This is a genomic window from Streptomyces sioyaensis (assembly GCF_004122735.1).
GTDB lineage: Bacteria > Actinomycetota > Actinomycetes > Streptomycetales > Streptomycetaceae > Streptomyces > Streptomyces sioyaensis.
In genome coordinates, this window is record NZ_SDIF01000028.1 from 16,541 (window position 1) to 36,846 (window position 20,306).

The following is a 20,306-nucleotide window of genomic DNA, read 5'->3' on the forward strand; positions in this document are numbered from 1 at the left end:
GGCCGGTGCGGGGCGGGCCGGCCAGGGCCAGGAGTCGCGTGCAGCGCCCGGTCACAGCGCGCCCCGCCCCACACTCACTCGAACAGCCGTACGTTCCGCTCGCCCCTGTCCACCGCCGGCCCGGCGGGTCGCCGGGCCCCACGGCGGGCCCCGTGGCGGGCGGAGCGGCCGTCCTGGCGCCGAGGAGGCGCCGCGGCACCCTTCGGAAGTCTCCCGGTCCGGACGGCCCGTCGGTCCGGTGAGAGCCCCTCCGTCGCCGTTCCGGCGGCGGATGCGCCCTTGAGCGCATCGCCCGCAACAGATTAGGTGGAGGGCGGCAATCCTGCCGCCACCCCACAAGGGAGAGGGATTCCATGCCCGTACGGCCTGCTGTCACGGAAGCGGAGCTGGAAGCTCACCTGCGCGGAATATGCTTCAAAACGGGGCCGCCGCGTCGTATCGGAGTCGAGATCGAGTGGCTGGTGCACGACGCGCGCAACCCCCGATGTCCGGTCGAACCGGCCCGGCTGCGCAGCGCGGTCACGACCCTGCGCGCACTCCCCCTCCGCTCCCTGCTGACCTTCGAACCGGGCGGCCAGCTGGAACTCAGCTCACCCGCCGCCACCTCCCTCACCGGCTGCATCGAGGCCGTCACCGCCGATCTCGCCCTGGTCCGCCCCGCCATGCGGGCGATGGGGCTGGGCATGGCCGGCCACGGCCACAATCCCTGGCACCGCCCGCAGCGGGTGCTGACCGAACCGCGCTACGACGCCATGGAGGCGTACTTCGACCGCTGGGGCTCCGCCGGGCGGTCGATGATGTGCGCCACCGCCTCCGTGCAGGTGTGTGTGGATGCCGGGTACGAGGAGCCCGGCCCGCTCGGGCACGGCCGGCGCTGGCTGCTGGCGCATCTGCTGGGTGCCGTACTGGCCGCGGCCTTCGCCAATTCACCGACCAGCGAGGGCTGCCCCACCGGGTACCGCACCACCCGCCAGGTCGTCTGGTCCCAGCTCGACCCGGCCCGTACGCTCGCCCCGCCGCAGGGGCCGGACCCGCGCGCCGCCTGGGTGCGCTACGTCATGGACGCCCCGGTGATGTGCCTGCGCTCCGAGGGCGGCCCGTGGGACGCACCGGAAGGGCTCACGTTCCGGGAGTGGGTCCGGACCGGCGTGCCCCGGCCGCCCACCCAGGAGGATCTCGATTACCACGTCACCACGCTCTTCCCGCCCGTACGGCCGCGCGGCCATCTGGAGCTGCGCATGATCGACGCGCAGTCGGGCGAGGCCGGGTGGATCGTGCCGCTGGCCGTCACGGCCGCGCTGTTCGACGACCCGGAGGCCACGGAGAGTGCCTACCGCATCGTCAAGCCCCTTGCGGAGACCGCCGGTTCACGGCCGGCGCCGCGCAATCCGCTGTGGCGGCGGGCCGCCCGCGGGGCGCTGACCGATCCGGAGCTGCACGCCGCGGCGGTGGCCTGTTTCGCCGCCGCGCAGGAGGCGCTGCCGCGGCTCGGCGCCTCGGCCGAGGTGTGCGCAGCGGTCGCGGAGTTCACCGCGCGCTATGTGGCGCGCGGCCGCTGCCCCGCGGACGACCATCTCGACTCCCTGTACGCCATGGAGGGCGACCTCACCGTTGGGAAGGACAGCCAGTGACCATCGACCCCGAGCTCCTTCGTGAGCGGGCGGCCTCGGCGCTGCTGGCCGCCCGCGACCGCACCCGCCTGCTGACCACCTGCGTCGAGCACCCCGATCTCGTCGCCCAGCACTCCCCGCTGATGTCCCCGCTGGTGTGGGACCTGGCCCACATAGGCAACCAGGAGGAGCAGTGGCTGCTGCGCACCGTCGGCGGCCGTGACGCGCTGCGCCCCGACATCGACGCCGTCTACGACGCCTTCGAGCACCCCCGGGCGACCCGTCCCTCGCTGCCGCTGCTGGCACCGGACGAAGCGCACGGCTATGCCGCCGAGGTCCGCGGCCGGGTGCTGGACATCCTGGAGCGCACCCCGCTGCACGGCGGTCCGCTGCTGGACTCCGGCTTCGCCTTCGGCATGATCGCCCAGCACGAGCAGCAGCACGACGAGACCATGCTCATCACCCACCAACTCCGCCGCGGTGCGGCCGTGCTCACCGCGCCCGAGCCGCCGCCCGCCACCGACGAGATCATTCCGGCCGAAGTCCTGGTCTCCGGCGGCCCGTTCACCATGGGCACCTCCACCGAGCCCTGGGCGCTGGACAACGAGCGGCCCGCCCACCACCGCCTGGTCCCCGCCTTCCTCATCGACACCACCCCGGTCAGCAACGGCGCCTACCAGCGCTTCATCGAGGCCGGCGGCTACGAGGACCCGCGCTGGTGGGACCCCGCGGGCTGGGCGCAGGTACAGGAACACGCGCTGCACGCCCCGCTGTTCTGGCAGCGGGACGGCGGCCAGTGGCTGCGCCGGAGGTTCGGGGTGACCGAGCCGGTGCCGCCGGACGAGCCGGTGCTGCACGTGAGCTGGTACGAGGCGGATGCCTACGCCCGCTGGGCGGGGCGGCGGCTGCCGTCCGAGGTCGAGTGGGAGAAGGCCGCCCGGTACGACCCGGCGACCGGCCGGGCCATGCGCTACCCCTGGGGCGACGAGGACCCCACGCCGGCCCACGCCAACCTCGGCCAGCGGCATCTGCGGCCCGCCCCCATCGGCAGCTACCCGGACGGGCAGTCACCGCTGGGCGTACGGCAGCTGATCGGCGATGTGTGGGAGTGGACGGCGAGCGACTTCCTGCCGTACCCGGGCTTCGCCGCGTTCCCCTACCGGGAGTACTCGGAGGTGTTCTTCGGCGACGAGTACAAGGTGCTGCGCGGCGGGTCGTTCGCGGTCGACCCGGTGGCCTGCCGGGGCACCTTCCGCAACTGGGACCTGCCGGTCCGCCGGCAGATCTTCTCCGGGTTCCGTACCGCCCGGGACGCCGACCCGGAGGCGGGCATATGAGGCCCGCGGCCCGTCCGGCCCGGGAGGTCATCGCCTGATGTGCCGTCATCTTGCGTACCTGGGACCGGAGATACCCTTCGGGCAGCTGGTGCTGGCTCCGCCGCACAGCCTCTTCCGGCAGTCGTGGGCACCGCGCCAGCAGCGGCACGGCACGGTCAACGCGGACGGCTTCGGCGTCGGCTGGTACGCGCCGGACGACCCGGTGCCCGCCCGCTACCGGCGGGCCGGGCCGATCTGGGGCGACGAGCTGCTGCCGGACCTGGGCCGGGTGGTGCGCACGGGCGCGCTGCTCGCCGCCGTCCGGGACGCCACGGTCGCCGGTGCGGACGCCGAGGCCGCGGCCGCGCCGTACGCCGCCGGGCGCCATCTGTTCAGCCACAACGGCGCGGTGACCGGCTGGCCGGACTCGCTCGCCCCGCTGGCCGCGGAGCTGCCGACAGCGGAGCTGCTGCGGCTGCCGGCCCGCTGCGACGCGGCGTTCCTCTGGGCGCTGGTCCGGCACCGGCTGGAGCGCGGTGACGAGCTCGGCGAGGCGCTGGCCGGCACCGTCACGGCCGTCGCCGGGGCCGCCCCGGGCTCCCGGCTCAATCTGCTGCTCACCGACGGCACCACCATCGCCGCCACCACCTGGGGCGACACGCTCTACCACCTGGCCGTCCCCGGTGGCGGCACGGCCGTCGCCTCCGAACCGTACGACGATTCCCCCCACTGGACCGAGGTCCCGGACCGCACCCTGCTGCGCGCCACCCGGACCGAGGTCCACCTCACCCCGCTCAAGGAGCCCGTGACGTGAGCCCGCTCAGCATCACCCGCACCCTCCCTGCCGACGCCACCGCGGCCGCGCTGCGCACCGATGTCACGCAGGGGCTGTCCCGCACTCCCAAGCAGCTGCCGCCCAAGTGGTTCTACGACGCCCGCGGCAGCGAGCTGTTCGAGGACATCACCAAGCTGCCCGACTACTACCCGACCCGGGCCGAGCGGGAGATCCTGCTCACCCGCGCCGACCACATCGCCGCCGCCACCCAGGCCCGCACGCTGGTCGAGCTGGGCTCCGGCTCGTCCGACAAGACCCGCCATCTCATCGGTGCGCTCGGCTCGCTGCACACCTATGTGCCCATCGACGTCAGCGAATCCGCGCTGGCCGCGGCGGGCGAGGCGCTGCTGACCGAGCATCCCGGGCTCACCGTGCACGCGCTGGTCGCCGACTTCCAGCGGGGCATCGAGCTCCCCGCCACTCCCGGCCCGCGGCTGCTCGCCTTCCTCGGCGGCACCCTCGGGAATCTGCTGCCGGACGAGCGCGCGGCCTTCCTGCGCTCGGTGCACGACATGCTGTCCCCGGGCGATGCCCTGCTGCTCGGCACCGACCTGGTCAAGGACGAGGCCACCCTGGTGGCCGCCTATGACGATCCGCAGCGGGTGACGGCCGCGTTCAACAAGAACGTCCTGGAGGTCATCAACCGCGAGCTGGGCGGCGACTTCGATCCGGCGGACTTCGACCATGTCGCCGTGTGGGACGCCCGGCAGGAGTGGATCGAGATGCGGCTGCGGGCCCGCAAGGACCTGACCGTGAAGATCCCCGGCGTGGACCTCGCGGTGACCTTCGCCGCGGGCGAGGAGCTGCGGACCGAGGTCTCGGCCAAGTTCCGCCAGGAGGGTGTGCGCAAGGAACTCGCCGCGGCCGGGCTGGAGTTGAACAGCTGGTGGACGGACAGCGCGGACCGCTTCGCGCTGTCGCTGGCCTTCCGCGTCTGAGCCCCGTCCCTGCCCGGCCGGCGCGACCGAACGGGTCCGCCGGCCGGGTGTCATGTCCACGGTCGATGTGGTTCGATGCCCCGATCGCGCTTCGCACCGGAGCGTCCGGTGCGGGGGCACGCAGACTCGACGGACAGGGGACGCGGCATGGGGCTGGGACTGGATCGGCGGGGTTTCCTCAGGGGCGCGGCCGGGCTGTCGGCCGCCGGGGTGCTGACGGGCATCGGCAGCGGGCAGTTCACGGCCGGCGCGGCCCCACGGCGGGCCCGTGCCCTGTCCGCACAGGACTGGATGTCGGCGCTCGGCGACGGCACCCCCGTGCAGCGGCTGACGATCCCCGGCACCCATGACTCCGGTGCCCGGATCGGCGGCCCCTGGGTCGCCTGCCAGAACACCCCCGTTGATGCCCAACTCGCCTCCGGAATCCGCTTTCTGGACGTCCGCTGCCGGGCCATCGACGGCGTCTTCGCCATTCATCACGGCGCGTTCTACCAGCAGCTGATGTTCGGCGATGTGCTCAACGCCTGCCGGTCGTTCCTCCGGGCGCACCCCTCCGAGACGGTGCTGATGCGGGTCAAGCAGGAGTACTCGGAGGTCTCCGCCGACGAGTTCCGCCGGATCTTCGTCAGCTACCTGGACGACAAGGGCTACCGTCCGCTGTTCCGGCTGGACGGCGATCTGCCGACGCTGGGCGGGGCCCGCGGCAGGGTCGTCCTGCTGGCGGACTCCGACGGCCTCGGCGGCGTCCGGTACGCCGATCCGGCGCTCTTCGACATCCAGGACGACTACATGGCGGAGCCGTTCGGGAAGTACCCGAAGATCGAGGCGCAGTTCCGCAAGGCCGTCACCCAGCCGGGCAAGCTCTTCGTCAACTACGTCAGCACCTCCGCCTGGCTCCCGCCCCGCTCCAACGCGGACCGCCTCAACCCGCAGGTCGAACGGCTGCTGACGGGCTCGGAGGGCAGCCGCTGGACCGGCCTGGGCATCGTCCCGATGGACTTCCCGAACGAGGTCGGGCTGGCCGGGACGCTGATCGCGCACAACCTCGCCGGGCAGGGGGTACGGCTCGTCCGCTGAGCGGGTCGCGTGGGCCGCGTGGCGCGCTTGCCGGGCGGGGTGCGTAGGCCCGCGAGGAGCGACCCCGGGCATCGGTGCGGGGCACCGCCACGAGTTCACCCGACCGGCCTAACGGGACCGGTCCGTAGCGCGCCGTCCTCCCCCGTGGCACGAACCGGCCATCTGGCCCACCGGGCACCGGAGGTGACGGGTGTTCCGATGCGGTGTGCGCGTGATTTCCCCCTATGGCACCAGGGATTCGCCCAGGTGAGCCAACCGTGTCACCCAGCCCTGCATCAGACTGGGTGAAATGTCTGGTTCCGGTGCCGCCCCCGCGTCCGACGGGGTGACACCGGCTGATGTGGGGAGGCGGCGGCTGGTGGCGACGAGCGAACGCGGGACCGCGCCGGCGGACAGCGCCGGGCGGGCGGACGAGAGCGCCGGAGCACCGGCGGCCCCCGACTGCCCGGGTCCCGGCGGGCTGCCGTGCACGGGGCGCGGCCGGCCCGGCGTTCCGCTGCGGACGACCCTGGCGCTCGGGGTGGTGGCGATCGTGGTGGGCAGCACCGCTCTGGTGCTGAGCTCCTCGTCGCGCGATCCGTACCTGGCCGCCGGGGACCCCGCCACCGGTACCTACCTCGCCCCTTCGGTCGAGGGGGACCGGGCCGCCGCAGCCGTGCTCGCCGGGCCCTACGTGGAGCGGCCGGGGCCGCTGGTGCCGGCCCGGAGCAACCGTGCCACGGCGGCCACGTCGTCGGTGTCCCGGCCGCTGATGGCGGCCCCGACGGAACCCGCTCCGGCGGTCGGCGCGCTCTTCTCCCCCGACGAGGACGGCAGTCCGGTCCACCACTGCACGGCCAGCGTGGTGCACTCCCCGGCGGGTGACCTGGTCGTCACCGCGGCGCACTGTGTGCACGACGACGGCTTCCGTACCCGGCTGGTGTTCGCGCCCGGTCTGCACGACGGGGTGGCGCCGTACGGGCTGTGGGTGCCCAGCCGGATCGATGTCGACCCGCGCTGGATCAGCAGCCGGGACCCGGACCACGACGTGGCGTTCCTGCGGGTGCGCAGGGCGGGCCGGGGCGGCGGCCGGATCGAGGACGTCACGGGTGCCGAACGGCTCCGCTTCGACGCACCGCCCGGGCGCCCGGCGCAGCTGACCGGCTATCCCGAGGACCGGGACAGACCGGTCAGCTGCCGGCACACGGCGGACCTGCAGAGCGCCACCCAACTCCGGTTCGCCTGCCCGGGGTTCCCCAACGGGACGAGCGGCGGGCCGATGCTCACCGACCTCGACCCGGCCACCGGCACCGGATCGCTGATCGGCGTGATAGGCGGTCTCGACGAGGGCGGTGACGACCTCGTCTCGTACAGCAGCCGGTTCGGTGCGGAGGTGGCCGCGCTCTACCGGCGGGCGACCGCCGGGCCGGCCACGAAGGCGGCCCGGCCCGGCTCCGGGACCGAGGCCCTCGGCCTCACGCCCCGCGCGGCACCACGGTCTTGAGGACGGACGGCAGCGGATACCAGTCGTCGGTGGCGATGCTCGCGTGCGCCGAGGCGAGCTGACGGACCCGGGCCAGGGCCTGCGCCTCGGTCGGGCGGGTGCCGTCGATGACCGGCGGCACGTTGTGGGCGTCGGTCATGATGAGCAGGTAGTGGCGGGTGTCGTACCAGGCGGTGTCGATACTGCCGTTCAGATAGGTCGCGGCGTCCCCGTCGAAGGCCACGAACCAGGGGCGCAGTGACCGGTCGGCGTAGCGCTCGCGGGGGTCGCCGGCGGCCGCGCCGTGCACGGCGGGGAACGCCGTGGACTGCGCCAGCTTCCCCTGCGCCGCAAGGTCCTTGAGGTGTCCGGCGTACTCCACGTCCGTCCACAGCTTGTCGAACGGGTTCTTCTCCTCGACCGTGCCCGGTATCAGCTCGAACAGGAACTTGCCGGCCAGGTCGGCGCGGGCGGGCCAGCCGCCGGCCCGCACCGCCTCGTCCGGGGTGGCGTGCCCGGCGGTGAGGTCGCCGGGGCCGTAGACCGCATCGCCCAGCTTCTGCCGCACCAGCGCGTCGAACTCGGCGGGGCCGCGGCCGCCCTTGGCGTTGAAGCCGTCCTTCATCTCGACCTTGAGCAGGATCGGACGGTGGCCGGGGTGGGCGTCGTGCCAGGCCTTCATGTCGGCGAGGCAGCCGGCGAAGTCCTGGTTGCGGCCCTTGGTGCGCAGCTGCGCGGCGTTGGCGGCGCCCTCGCAGTTGTTGTTGTTCCCGAGCGGGTTGGTGTGCGAGACCCGCCAGGACCTGCCCAGGCCGTTCGTCCAGAGGTCGAGTTCGAGCAGAGCCGCGCCGGAGTCCAGGGCGTCCGCGAAGTAGGGGTACTTCTCCTTGTCGTAGGCGTTGTGCACGCCCACGGACGTGCTGGTGCCGTAGGTCGTACCGGCCGGCTCGGCACCGGCCGGACCGGTCATCGTGAGCACCGCCGCCGCCGCGACGGCGACCGTTCCCACACGCCGCTTCCCGTTCATGTTCCCCGCTTTCCTGAGGTCATCGGCCGTCCGGCACCGGTCCGGAGGCCGCTCGTCCGGTCGGTCACCCGGACGATCGGGCAGCAGCGTACGGGAGTTGGGGACGGAAGGGACCCCGGAGAAGGGGGAAGAGCGGAGGAACGGTCGGTGCCGGCGGAGCGGGAGCGGCCGGTCAACGGGGAGAGGATTCCCCCCGGTTGCCGGCACCCTCTTCCGCGCGGCCGGCACCTCCCGGGCGCCTCACCACTCGATCCGGTACCCCGTCAGCCAGTCGTCGGCGCCCGCGCTGTCGCGCGCCGCGCCGCCCCGGGGCGCGGGACCGCGGGTGGCGCCCGTCGCGGTGAGCTTGGCCATCCCCGCGCTCGCGGCGACGACCTTCTCCACCCGCTCCCTGCGCAGCTCTTCGTACGCGGCGAAGGCGCTGTGCGGGTCGGGCCGGTCGCGCAGACACCTGGCGAGCACGATGCCGTCCTCGATGGCCATCGAGGCGCCCTGGGCGGCGTTGGGGGCGGCGGCGTGTGCGGCGTCGCCGAGCACGACCATGGTGTCGGTGTGCCAGGTCGGAATGGTGGCGAGGTCGTAGGCGCTGGAGGCGATGAGGCGGTCGCCGCTGGCGCGGACGAGGGCGGCGGCCGGGGTGTCGTCCTCCGCGAAGAGTTCGGCCACCCGCTCGCGCCAGGCACCGGGGGCGGTGTCCGGCGGGCCGGTCCGGTCCAGTTCCGTGCCGGGGATGTTGGCGAACCACCAGACGGCGCCGTCGGGGGCGCGGGTGCAGCCGAAGAAGGCCCGCTTGCCGCGGATCATGGTGTAGGTGTCCGGCGGGAGCGGCACCTCCGTCTCGCGGACGTAGCCGCAGACGGTGTTCTGGCCGGTGTAGCGGGGGCGGGGCGCGGCCGGGTCGATCAGGGTGCGGGTGACGGAGTGCAGGCCGTCGGCGCCGATGAGGAGGTCACCCTCGGCGCGGCTGCCGTCGGCGAAGGAGGCGATCACCCGCGTGCCGTCCGCGGCGCGCACGGTCTCGGCGCCGACCAGCCGCTTGCCGTGCCGTACGGCGATCTGGCGGCGGGCCGCCTCGGCGTGCAGCACCTGATAGAGCGTGGCCCGCCGCAGGGTGCGCGGGCCGAGGTCGGTGCCCTGGGCGGCGCCGGCGATGGGCCGCTCCCCCAGCCGCTCCCCGCTCCCGTCGAGGAACTCCACCCGCTGCGCCGGGAAGGAGTGCGCGGCGACGGGGCCGTGTGCGTCGATCACCCGGAGCGCTTCGAGGCCGTTGGCGAAGAGCACGAGGAAGGCGCCCACGTCGTCGGCGCCGGTCGGATAGGCCTCGAAGATCTCGGCGTCGATGCCTGCCTTCCGCAGCGCCATCGCGGTCACCGCCCCCGCGATGCCACCGCCGATGATCAGGGCTTTGGTCATGTCGTCATCCCCCCGGGTCGGGTCGCCGCCCCGGTCGCGGACGGCGAGCGGTGCGGCCCCGGTTGGCCGCACCCACCCACCTTGGCCCTGGCGGGCCCGGAGATCCAGCCCGCCGGGAGGGACGCCGCGTCAGCCCGCCGCGTACACGTCCTCGATGTAGCGGCCGGAGGCGGTCAGTTCGCGCAGCCAGGCCTCGGACTCCTGCGGGGAGGCGCCGGTTTGCGCACCGTGCAGCTCGCGGAAGGCCGCCCGGACACCAGGCGCCATCCGGCTGCCGTCGCCGCAGACGTACACCCGCGCGCCGGCCTGGAGCAGCTCCCACACCTCGGCGGCCTCGGCGGCGATCCGGTGCTGGACGAACCGGTGGCCGTGCTCCGGGCGGGCGCTGAAGACGGGCCGCACGGAGATCACCCCGGCGGCTTCGGCGGCGGCGAACTCCGCGGCGTGCAGGAAGTCGCCGTCCGGGTCGTCACAGCCGAAGTAGAGCCGGGCGGGCGCCGTTTGACCGGCGGCGACCCGGTCGGCGACGGCGCCGCGGAAGGGCGCGAGGCCGGTGCCCGCCGCGACCAGAATCACCGGGGTGTCCTCGGCCGGATCGAGGCGGAAGGCCTCGCGGCAGGGCTGGACGCGGGCCAGGACGGTGTCGCCCGGCCGCAGGGAGTGCAGGTGGGTCGAGCCGGTGCCGCCGGGCAGCAGCGACACCATCAGGTCGGCGTGCCGGGCGTCGGTGGCGGGCGAGGACGACAGCGAGTAGTGCCGGATGCGCAGCGGCGGCAGCAGCTCCAGCACCGTCGGCCAGGGCAGGGCCCCGCGCAGCGCGGGGTGCGCCTCGATCAGCTCGATCAAGGTGCGCGGGTCGTCCTCGGCGAGGGACTCCAGGGCGAGCCGCTCGGGCGGGCACGGGTTGTGCGCGGCGAGCACGGCGACCTGCGCGGGGGTGGGCCGCAGACCCAGTTCCAGGTGGTACGTGAGAAGTTGACGCACCGTCACAGGACGGTCGACGGGCAGGGCGTCCCGGGCGGGCCCGCCGGCCCGGTGCAGTGCGAGAACGGTCTCCGGGTCGGCGCCGAGGGCCCGGGCGGCGCGCTCGACGGCGGACGGGGCGTTGGCCGGCAGCACGGCGAGGTGGTCCGCGGTGCGGTAGCCGACGCCGTCCGGCAGCGCGATCCGCAGGAAGCGCTTGGGCCGGGGCCAGTCCTCGGCGGTCAGGTCGTAGGCTTCGGTGACGGTCATCGGGACGAGGTCGTGGCGGGCGGCGAGCGCGTCCAGCGGGCCGCCGGTGATCTCGGTGACGGTGTAGCCGGTGTCCTCCGCCGCCGGCCGGGCGGCGCCGACGGAGGCCGGGTCGCCGTACCGGGCCAGCAGCTGGGTGCGCAGCGCCGCGGTGAACTCCTTGACGGCGCCGCCCAGGTCGCCGGAGGCGTCGGCCTCGACGCGCGGCAGCAGCCGGTGGGCGCCGAGGGCGTCCAGCCGGTCGTCGATGAGGGTCGGTATGTGCTGGTAGGTGGCGGCCCAGTTGCGGTCGCCGACGCCGAGGACGGCGAACGGGACGGCGGCCGCGGCGCCGTCCCGCGCGGTGTTCAGCCACTCCACGAAGGCCGCCGCGTCATCGGTGGGCCGGCCGTTGTAGGACGCGGCCACGATGACGACGGGCCGGTCGGCGGGCAGCGCACCGGCGGCGGCGTCCAGCGGCGCCACGTCGGGGGCGAAGCCCAGTCCGGTGGCCTCGTCGGCGAGCCGCTCGGCGAATTCGCGGCAGGTGCCGTAGTTGCTGCCGTGCAGCACCAGCAGGCCGGTGCCCTGGGGGACGCGGGTCGGCAGCCCGTCGTCGGTCGCGGCGCCGTCCTCGGTGCCGGTGCCGCCGCCCGGGAGGACGGCCAGCGCGGCGCGGACCGCGGCCCGGTCGGCCGGCGTACGGGCGGCCAGGGTCAGCGTGAACCCGTCCGGCTTGAGGGTGAGCGTCTCCTTGATGCGCAGCTGGTAGCCGGCGTGGTCGAGCAGCCGGTAGCGGTGCGCGAGCAGGGCGAGCAGCATGGTCGCCTCGTGCAGCGCGAACTGCCGCCCGATGCAGGCGCGTTCACCGGTGCCGAACGGCTTGTACGCATGCGGGGAGCGGGCCGCCTCGGCCTCCGGGCTGAAGCGGGAGGGGTCGAACAGCTCGGGGTTGTCGCCCCAGGCCGGGTCGCGGTGCAGCATCGGGGTGAGCACGGTGACCAGCTCCCCCGCCCGCACCGGGTAGCGGCCGCCGAGCAGGGTGTCCGCGCGGGCCTGGCGGGTGAAGGCGGCGGCGGTGGGCCACAGCCGCAGCGCCTCGTTGAGCACCTGACGGGTGAACGGCAGCCGGCCGATGTCCTCGAACGACGGGTCGGGATCGGCCTGGTCGCCCCACAGTTCGTCGGCCTCGCGCTGGACCATGCGCAGCGCCAGCGGGTCCTTGAGCAGGTGGTAGAGGGCGAAGGAGAGCGCGCCCGAGGTCGTCTCGTGGCCCGCGATCAGGAAGGTGATGACCTGGTTGCGGATATTGGCGAGATCGAGGGTGGGGCCGTCCGCCGCCGCCCCGTCCCCCTGGTCCCGGGCGCCGAGCATCAGGCCCAGCAGATCGTCGTCACCGGACTCGCCGCCGGCCGTCCGGGCGGCGATGACCTCGTCGACGACGGACGCGAGGTAGTCCGCGTCGGCCTGGAACGCGGCGTCCGCCGCGGAGTGGTCGGCAGCGGGGTCCCGGGAGAACTTCGTCATGCTCCACTCCAGGCAGCGCACCATCGCCTCGACGAACGGGTGCGGGGTGTCGCCGCGGGAGAACGACTCGAAGTCGAAGCCGAAGCCGGCCAGCCCGATGGTGTCCAGCGTCATCCGGGTCATGTCCTCGGCGACCTGGACGGGCGTGCCGTCGGCCACCCGGCGGTCCCAGGACGCCATGACCCGGCGGGCCACCTTGAGCATCGCCGGGTGGTAGGTCCGCATCGAGCCGAGCGCGAACGCCGGCATCAGGACCTCGTGCGCCTTGGCCCAGTTCGGCTCGTCGTTGTACGCGGTGAACAGACCGTCACCGGCGAACTCCCGGACGTTCTCCAGCACGACCGACACCCCCTTGCGGAAGCGGGATTCGTCGGCGACCTCGGTGACCAGGTCGAGCGAGGAGACGAACAGCGTCCGATGGGCGCCGAACTTGCGCGCGAAGGCCGGGCCGTGGATCCGGGCGAGGTCCATGGACTGCTGGAGGGGCGTATCCGTGAGCCCGGCCTCGGTGAGATCGGCCACCGGAATGCCGTCATCGGCGGCGTGTTGGTCACTGTGGAGCGCGATGGTGTCGGTCATGACTCCAGCGTGCAGGGCCCCGCGCTCCGGACGGGCCCGGGCCACTGCATGATTGTGCAGTGGTTTTTCGCCGCTGGCTCTTGCGCACGGACCGGAGAAGAGGCAATGCACAACGGGACTGCCGACGGGACGCCGGACGCCGGGAGCACCGGCACACCGCCCTGCGCGCCCAGCCCTCCCGATCCGGCCGGCCCCTACGCGGCCGGCCCCTGGCGCAATTACTTCCTGATCCTGCTGGACCGCATCCCCACGCCGATCGCGGTCTGCACGGCCCACGGCGAGGTGCTGATCGCCAATCCGGCCATGGCCACCGAGTGGGGCGCGGCCCCGGGACAACTGCGCGGCCGCAATCTGCTGGACCTCTTCGAGCCCCGTGCGAAGGCACAGCTCGACCGGCTCACCGAGGCGCTGCGGCTGGGGCGCCGGTCACGCTATCCGATCGAGGTGCGCTGGTCCGTCGGCCCCGACGGCACCGAGCGGGAAGGGGAACTGACGGTGGACCCGGTCGGCGATCCCTCGGTGAACCCGCCCGCGCTGCTGGCGCTGCTGCGGGTGCGCGAGACCGCCCCGCCGCCCGCGCCGCGCGGCTCGGCCAGCCCGATGGAGACGCAGATCCTGGCGCTGGCCGCGGGCGGCGCGACCACGGCGTCGATCGGGACGGCGCTGGGGCTGACCGTCGACGGGGTCAACTACCACCTCACCCGGCTGGCCCGCCGCTGGCGGGTCCAGGGCCGTACCGCGCTGGTCGCCAGGGCGTACGTGCTGGGCGTGCTGTCGCCGGACAGCTGGCCCCCGGCGCCCGCCTGACCGGCCGGGGCGGCGGGCCCGCGGGGCCCACGGCCCGGCCCGCCGCCCCGGCAGCACACCTGTGCGGATAACCTCCGTCGTGTGGACGAGAACGCAGCCGCGCGGTTCGAGCGCGGAACGGACGGCCCGAAGGTCATCGTCGTGGGCATCGACGGCTCCGACTCGTCGTGGCGCGCCGCCGCCTACGCGGCGGGACTGGCCCGGCGTCAGTCCTCGAAGCTCGCCATGGTCTACGTCCAGCCGGTGCTGCCCGTCGGGGCGGCGATGGGGGCGCCGGTCGCCGATGCCACGGACGAGGTGACCGAGGAGCTGATGACCGAGATCCGCCGGGCGACCGAGCGGCTGGCGGGGCTGTACCACCTGCGCTGGGAGTTCCACACGCTGCGTGGCGACCCGTACAACGGCATGGTGCAGATGGCCGACGAGCTCACGGCCGACGCGGTGGTGGTCGGCGCCTCGGAGTCGGCCGGGCACCGCATCATGGGCTCGGTCGCGGTACGCCTGGTCAAGGCCGGACGCTGGCCGGTCACCGTCGTTCCCTAGGGCGTGCCCTGGAGACCCGCTCCGCTGGTGAGCCCGGGCGCCCTGAGGCACGGTGGACAGTGGACGGGCGGAGCGCCGCCCCGGCGAGGGAGACCACCGTGACCGACCGCACGTATCGCGTGACCGAGATCGTCGGAACGTCCCAGCAGAGCATGGACGCCGCGGTCAAAAATGGCATCAAGCGCGCCTCGGAGACCCTGCGCAACCTCGACTGGTTCGAGGTCACCCAGGTCCGCGGGCATATCGTCGACGGCGCGATCGATCACTACCAGGTCGGTCTGAAGGTCGGCTTCCGCCTGGAGGAGGCCGAATGACACACCTCCCGGGTACGTCTCCCGGCGAGTCCCGCAGCACTGGGCCCCATCCGGTGGAGTCGCCTTCCTAAGACGCCCCCGAGGGTCCATCATGAGCCGCCGTCGGACCACAACGGAGCGACGGAGGGATGAGGCATGGGCCTGCGCGCGGGACAGGGCGTACTGCGCCGTAAACCGATTGAACACATCGAAGAGGCGGAAGGCAGCGCAAGTCAGCAGCTCACCCGGGCGCTCGGCCTGTGGCAGCTGACGGCCATCGGCGTCGGCGGCATCATCGGCGCGGGCATCTTCACCCTGGCCGGCACCGTCGCGAACGGCAAGGCCGGACCGGCCGTGGTGATCTCCTTCCTGATCGCGGGCGTCGCGAGCGCCGCGGCGGCCTTCTCCTACGCCGAGTTCGCCGGGCTGATCCCTAAGGCGGGCTCGGCCTACACCTACGGCTATGCGGTCCTCGGCGAGGTGGCCGGATGGTTCATCGGCTGGGACCTGCTGCTGGAGTACACCGCGATCGTGGCGGTGGTCGCGATCGGCATCTCCGGCTATTTCGGGTTTCTGCTCGGTGAGCTGGGCCTCGATCTGCCCTCCTGGATGCTGGGGGCGCCGGGCACCGGTCCGGGGCACCGGGTGGACCTCTTCGCCGCGGTGCTGTGCCTGCTGATCGCCTATCTGCTGACCCTGGGCATCAAGAACGCCGCGCGCTTCGAGACGATCGTGGTGGGCCTGAAGGTCCTGGTGGTCATCGTGGTGATCGTGGTCGGCTTCTTCCACATCAACACCGCGAACTACACCCCGTTCTTCCCGTTCGGGGTGACCGGCGCCTTCACCGGCGCGGCCACCGTCTTCTTCGCGGTCTTCGGTTATGACGCGATGAGCACGGCGGCCGAGGAGTCCAAGGACGCCCAGCGCCACATGCCGAAGGCGATCCTGTACTCGCTGGCCATCTCGATGGTGCTGTACGTCCTGGCCTGCCTGGTGCTGACGGGGATGCAGAACTACCAGCACATCGACCCGGAGAGCGGGTTCTCCTCGGCCTTCAAGGCGGTGGGGCTGAGCGGCCTGGCGGACGTCATCGCGGTCGGCGCGATCATCGGCATTCTGACCGTCATGTTCACCTTCATGCTCGGGGTGACCCGGGTGTGGTTCTCGATGAGCCGGGACGGGCTGCTGCCGAAGTGGTTCGCCAAGACCAGCCCCAAGCACCGTGTGCCGACCCGGGTGACCTGGATCGTCGGCTTCGCCTCCGCGGCCATCGCGGGCTTCCTGCCGATCGGGGAGGCCGCCGAGCTGACGAACATCGGCATTCTGCTCGCGTTCGTGGTCGTCTGCATCGCGGTCATCGTGCTCCGCTACCGGCACCCCGAACTGCCCCGGACGTTCCGTACGCCCGGGATGCCGGTGGTGCCGGCGATCGGGGTGTGCTTCTCGATCTGGCTGATCACGTTCCTGGCATGGCAGACCTGGGTCCGCTTCGCGGTGTGGTTCCTGGTCGGCATGGTCGTCTACTTCTCGTACTCCTACCGCCGTTCGAACCTGGCGCGGAGCGAGGGGCAGACCGCCTCCGGTCCGGACGACGGCGGGACACCGCAGTGAGCCACCGCCGCTGACCGGGCGCCGGCACACGACGGGGACCGGCGGACACCGGCCGCCGGTCCCCGCGCACGGTCAGAAGACGAACGGCCCCGGCGACTGCCGGGAGGTGGCCTTGCAGGTGGCCGTGATGCCCAGCACCACGACCTTCAGGGAGGTGGCCTCCAGGCTGTCCCCGTGGGCGACCGTGCCGGTGAGGGGGCCGGTGGAGACCTCGCTGCCGGCCGGGATCGCCGGGTTGGAACTGCCCTTGAACTGCGTGGTCCCCGAGCCGTTCTTGGTGAGCGTGAGGGTGGAGGTGACCGAGTTCGCGCCGATGTTTATCGGTGAGCTGATCGCCTTGGTGGCCAGGCTGATGGTCGCGGCCGTGCCGTTCTGGGTCGCGGTGAGCGTCGCCGTGCCGGAGCCGTACCAACCGCAGTCGAACGAGAGGGTCGCGGTGCCGGGTGTCACCGCGGTGGCGGCGGGCGCCATCGCGAGCGTGCCCGCGGTGGCGAGCGCGACGCCGAGCGCCGTACCGAAGCCGAGTCTGCCGGGTCTGAGGTGTCTCATGGGGGTACCGCCTTCGTGAGGGGGGTGCGGGTCCATGGCACCGGCCGTCGAGGGGTACGCGAGGGAACGGCTGGCAGCCACGCGGGGGCCGCGGCCGGACCCCGGTGCCGACCGGACGCCATGATCTGACGCTGAGTCAGCAACCCGTATTTCGCTGCCCATTGAGGCACGGGCCCCCGAAGAGAGCAAGGCAGGCACCGCATGATTTTCGGCTGCGCGACCTGCGCATCGCGGCCGGCACGCCACCCCTCACCCCTCGCGCCGCGCCACCCCCGGGACTGTGCCGACACCTCGTACGAGCCCTGGACGCACCGGAGTTACTCCGCCACCACCTCTTGACGCGCACCTGACCGACACCAAGAATGAGCGCGCTCTGACAACGTTGTCGAATGCCCGATGCGGAGGCCTTCCCGCACGCCCGGCCGCCGTACGGCGACGACCCGACCCGGAGGTCCCCATCCATGCCATGGCTCAGTCGTACCCGGCTGCGTACCGCGGGCGCGGTGCTGGCGGCCGCGCTCCTCGGGGGTGCGCTCACCGCCCCCGCCGCGCAGGCCGAGCCGGCCGCCGGCCCGCTCACCGACCTGGTCAACCCGTTCATCGGCACCCGGAACGACGGCAACACCTATCCGGGTGCCGCCGTCCCCTTGGGCATGGTGCAACTCTCCCCCGACACCGGGCACTACGCCGGCTACGGCTACGACGACGACCACATCCGCGGCTTCAGCGCGGTGCACCTCTCCGGTGTCGGCTGCGGGATCGGCGGTGATCTGCCGGTGCTGCCCACCACGGGCGACCTCACCGAAACGGACAATGCGAAGTACGCGGCCGCTTACGGCCATGACGACGAGTCGGCCCGCCCCGGCTACTACCGCGTCGGCCTGAAGTCCTACGGCGGGATCACCGCCGAACTGACGGCCACCGCACACACCGGCAAGCAGCGCTACACCTTCCCGGCCACCGACCGGGCCAATGTGCTGCTCAACGCGGGCCAGTCGCTGCACCGGACGGTCTCGACGCGGGTCGAGGTGCTCGACTCCCGCACCATCCGCACGACCCTCACGGGCCGCGGCTTCTGCCAGGACAGCAAGCCGTACACCGTCTACACCCTCACCCGCTTCGACCGGCCCTTCGCGTCGTACGGGACCTGGGACGGCGACAAGGTGACGGCCGGCTCCACGGGGTCCACCGCCACCGGCCGGCACGGGGCGTACGCCCGCTTCGACACCCGCACGGACCGGACCGTCGAGGCGACCACCGCGATCAGCTATGTGGACGCGGCGGGCGCGGCCCGCAATCTGCGTGCCGAGGGCGGCCCTTCCTTCGACCGGGCGAGGGCCGCGGCCGACTCCGCATGGGAGCAGCGGCTGGCGCTGGTGCAGGCGCGGGGCGGCGGCACGGCACTGCGCCGCACCTTTTACTCCTCGCTCTACCGGTCCTTCCTCGCGCCGAACATCGGCAGTGACGTGGACGGCCGCTACACCGGCTGGGACCAGCGCGTCCACCGGGCCGACGGCTTCACGTACTACCAGAACTGGTCGCTGTGGGACACCTATCGCACCCAGGCACAGCTGCTGGCGCTGCTGGCGCCGGGTGAGTCCCGCGACATGGCGCTGTCGGTGCTGCGGATCGACAAGGAGGGCGGCTGGCTGCCCAAGTGGGGCTACGGCACGGTCGAAACCAACATCATGACCGGCGATCCGGTCACGCCGTTCCTCGCCAACGCCTACCAGCAGGGGCTGTTGCGGGGCCATGAGGAGGAGGCGTACGCGGCGCTGAAGAAGAACGCCGACGGGGTGCCGCCGGCCGACTCCCCGGCCGTCGGGCGGGAGGCCAATGCGCAGTATCTGAAGAACGGTTTCGTGCCGTACCTCAAGGGCCACCAACCGCGTCCCAAGTCCGGCGACTCCGACTTCGCCCAGGGCGCCTCGGCGACCCTCGAATACGCCCTGTCGGACGCCATGCTGGCCCAGATGGCGCGCGATCTGGGACACGGCGCGGACGCCGACCGCTATGCGGCCCGCGGCCGGAACTACCGCACCCTCTTCGACAGCTCAACCGGCTTCTTCCGGGCCCGCGACGGGCAGGGCGCCTTCACCGGCCCCGCCGACCCGGCAAAGAGCGAGGGCTTCCACGAGGGCACGGCCTGGCAGTACCAGTGGCTGGTGCCGCAGGACCTGCCGGGGATGCTGGAGCTGATCGGCGGCAAGGACAAGGCCGATGCGCGCCTCGACTCGTTCTTCGCGTACCCGAAGCTGCTGGCGGACCCGGAGAAGACGGCGCGCGAGGTGTGGGTCAACGGCCCGTACGACTACTACAACGCGGACAAGTACAACCCGCAGAACGAGCCCGATCTGATCGCGCCGTACACCTATCTCGCCACCGGCCGCCCCTGGAAGACGACGGATGTGGTGCATGCGGCGCTGACCCTGTTCGCCGACGCCCCCACCGGGATGACCGGGAACGACGACCTGGGGACGATGTCGGCGTGGATGGTGCTCTCCTCGATGGGGATCTTCCCGGTCCAGCCCGGCACCGACAGCTGGGGGCTGAGCACCCCGGTCTTCGACCGGGTGGACCTGACGCTGGACCGGCGCTACTACCCCTCCGGACACTTCACCGTCACCGCTCCCGGTACGTCCTCCACCAACCGCTATGTGCAGTCCGTCCGGCTGGACGGCGCCGACCGCGACCGGACCTACCTCACCACCGGTGAGCTGCGCTCGGGCCGTGAACTGGCCTTCACCGTGGGGCCGAAGCCGTCCGGCTGGGGCACCGGCGATCATGCCGCGCCGCCGCCCGTGGGCAGCTCAGCCGCCCAGCAGCAGCACGGTCGCCAGCGCTGAGATCACCACGGCCGAGACCAGCGCGGTGACGACCTGCCCCCGTGGGCCGGTCAGCGCCCTGCCGAGCACGGCTCCTCCGGCGGCCAGGAACAGCTGCCAACTCGCGGAGGCGGTGAGCACGGCCGCCACGAAGGCGGCCGGTCCGGCGACACCGGTGCGCAGGGTGCCCGCGCCGCCCGCGAGCACGAGCGCGGAGAAGTAGACCACCGTCCACGGGTTGATCAACGTCAGCCCCAGGAAGGCGGCGTAGGCCCGGGCGGGGTGTCCCAGGACGTCCCGCTCCGGGCCGTCCGGCGTGCCGCGGTGGCGCAGTGCCCGCACGGCGATCCGTACCGCCATGCCGAGCAGGAGGGCGGCGCCGACCGACCGCAGCGGCCCCGCGACCGGGGCGACGGCGCGGGAGAGCGCGGCGCCGCCGGCCACCGCGGCGAGCGCATAGAGCCCATCGGCACTCGCCACCCCGAGGGCCGCCGCGGCGCCGGTCCGAAACGACGTCCGGGCGGTCAGGCTCACCAGCAGCACGGCCAGCGCGCCGACGGGAACAGCCAGGGCATAACCCGCCCAGAGCCCCGGCAGAAAGGCATCGGTCAGTATCTCGGTCATGCCGTTCAGCGTCGGGCGGGACCACCGTGCGGGTCCATCGGAAATTTCCGCACGACAC

Annotated in this window: 16 protein-coding genes; 11 read left to right on the forward strand and 5 right to left on the reverse strand. The window is 73.0% G+C overall.

What is annotated here, in order from left to right; translation table 11 throughout:
• The first annotated feature begins 353 nt into the window (after positions 1-353).
• The 6 genes from egtA to EST54_RS12850 all read left to right on the forward strand — a co-directional run bounded on the left by egtA (position 354) and on the right by EST54_RS12850 (position 7,259).
• Positions 354-1,631 carry an ergothioneine biosynthesis glutamate--cysteine ligase EgtA gene (gene egtA / locus EST54_RS12825; RefSeq protein ID WP_129247726.1) on the forward strand — a complete coding sequence of 426 codons (1,278 nt, stop codon included), beginning with the start codon at positions 354-356 and terminating at the stop codon, positions 1,629-1,631.
• On the forward strand, positions 1,628-2,947 hold the full coding sequence (gene egtB / locus EST54_RS12830) for an ergothioneine biosynthesis protein EgtB (protein ID WP_129247727.1): 1,320 nt from the start codon (positions 1,628-1,630) through the stop codon (positions 2,945-2,947). The genes egtA and egtB overlap by 4 nt, the downstream gene beginning before the upstream one ends.
• Before the next feature lie 37 nt (positions 2,948-2,984).
• Positions 2,985-3,740, forward strand: a complete 756-nt coding sequence (egtC, locus tag EST54_RS12835) for an ergothioneine biosynthesis protein EgtC (protein WP_129247728.1) — start codon at positions 2,985-2,987, stop codon at positions 3,738-3,740.
• Entirely contained in the window at positions 3,737-4,699 is a 963-nt protein-coding gene (gene egtD, locus EST54_RS12840) for an L-histidine N(alpha)-methyltransferase (RefSeq protein ID WP_129247729.1), read from the forward strand. The genes egtC and egtD overlap by 4 nt, the downstream gene beginning before the upstream one ends.
• Positions 4,700-4,846: 147 nt before the next feature.
• Positions 4,847-5,776, forward strand: coding sequence for a phosphatidylinositol-specific phospholipase C (locus tag EST54_RS12845; protein ID WP_129247730.1), 930 nt, complete (start codon positions 4,847-4,849; stop codon positions 5,774-5,776).
• Between the two features lie 358 nt (positions 5,777-6,134).
• Entirely contained in the window at positions 6,135-7,259 is a 1,125-nt protein-coding gene (locus EST54_RS12850) for a trypsin-like serine peptidase (protein WP_129247769.1), read from the forward strand.
• Here the strand turns inward: EST54_RS12850 and EST54_RS12855 are convergent.
• The 3 genes from EST54_RS12855 to EST54_RS12865 form a co-directional block, all read right to left on the reverse strand.
• On the reverse strand, positions 7,231-8,265 hold the full coding sequence (locus tag EST54_RS12855; protein ID WP_129247731.1) for a phosphatidylinositol-specific phospholipase C domain-containing protein: 1,035 nt from the start codon (positions 8,263-8,265) through the stop codon (positions 7,231-7,233). The genes EST54_RS12850 and EST54_RS12855 overlap by 29 nt on opposite strands.
• Before the next feature lie 240 nt (positions 8,266-8,505).
• A complete protein-coding gene (locus EST54_RS12860; RefSeq protein WP_129247732.1) occupies positions 8,506-9,678 on the reverse strand; it encodes an FAD-dependent monooxygenase in 1,173 nt (390 codons plus the stop codon).
• 129 nt (positions 9,679-9,807) lie between these two features.
• Positions 9,808-12,996 (reverse strand): cytochrome P450, encoded by a 3,189-nt coding sequence (locus EST54_RS12865; protein ID WP_129247733.1) that lies wholly within the window; start codon positions 12,994-12,996, stop codon positions 9,808-9,810.
• A 105-nt stretch (positions 12,997-13,101) separates the two neighbouring features.
• Here EST54_RS12865 and EST54_RS12870 point away from each other — a divergent pair, with 105 nt between their 5' ends.
• The 4 genes from EST54_RS12870 (at position 13,102) to EST54_RS12885 (ending at position 16,250) form a co-directional block, all read left to right on the forward strand.
• Positions 13,102-13,803: a PAS domain-containing protein gene (locus EST54_RS12870; RefSeq protein WP_129247734.1), complete on the forward strand. Its 702-nt coding sequence runs from the start codon at positions 13,102-13,104 to the stop codon at positions 13,801-13,803.
• 81 nt (positions 13,804-13,884) lie between these two features.
• Positions 13,885-14,346, forward strand: coding sequence for a universal stress protein (locus tag EST54_RS12875; protein WP_129247735.1), 462 nt, complete (start codon positions 13,885-13,887; stop codon positions 14,344-14,346).
• Between the two features lie 98 nt (positions 14,347-14,444).
• Positions 14,445-14,660, forward strand: a complete 216-nt coding sequence (locus EST54_RS12880) for a dodecin (RefSeq protein WP_129247736.1) — start codon at positions 14,445-14,447, stop codon at positions 14,658-14,660.
• 135 nt (positions 14,661-14,795) lie between these two features.
• The gene (locus EST54_RS12885; protein ID WP_129247737.1) at positions 14,796-16,250 is read left to right on the forward strand and encodes an amino acid permease; all 1,455 of its coding nucleotides are present in this window, start codon (positions 14,796-14,798) and stop codon (positions 16,248-16,250) included.
• A gap of 72 nt (positions 16,251-16,322) precedes the next feature.
• Here EST54_RS12885 and EST54_RS12890 read toward each other — a convergent pair whose 3' ends face one another.
• On the reverse strand, positions 16,323-16,799 hold the full coding sequence (locus tag EST54_RS12890; protein WP_129247738.1) for a hypothetical protein: 477 nt from the start codon (positions 16,797-16,799) through the stop codon (positions 16,323-16,325).
• Positions 16,800-17,260: 461 nt separating this feature from the next.
• Between EST54_RS12890 and EST54_RS12895 the strand changes: the two genes are divergently transcribed.
• Positions 17,261-19,645 (forward strand): GH92 family glycosyl hydrolase, encoded by a 2,385-nt coding sequence (locus EST54_RS12895; protein WP_129247739.1) that lies wholly within the window; start codon positions 17,261-17,263, stop codon positions 19,643-19,645.
• Here the strand turns inward: EST54_RS12895 and EST54_RS12900 are convergent.
• Complete coding sequence (locus tag EST54_RS12900; RefSeq protein WP_129247740.1) at positions 19,610-20,248, reverse strand: LysE family transporter; 639 nt, start codon at positions 20,246-20,248, stop codon at positions 19,610-19,612. The genes EST54_RS12895 and EST54_RS12900 overlap by 36 nt on opposite strands.
• Positions 20,249-20,306 lie beyond the last annotated feature (58 nt).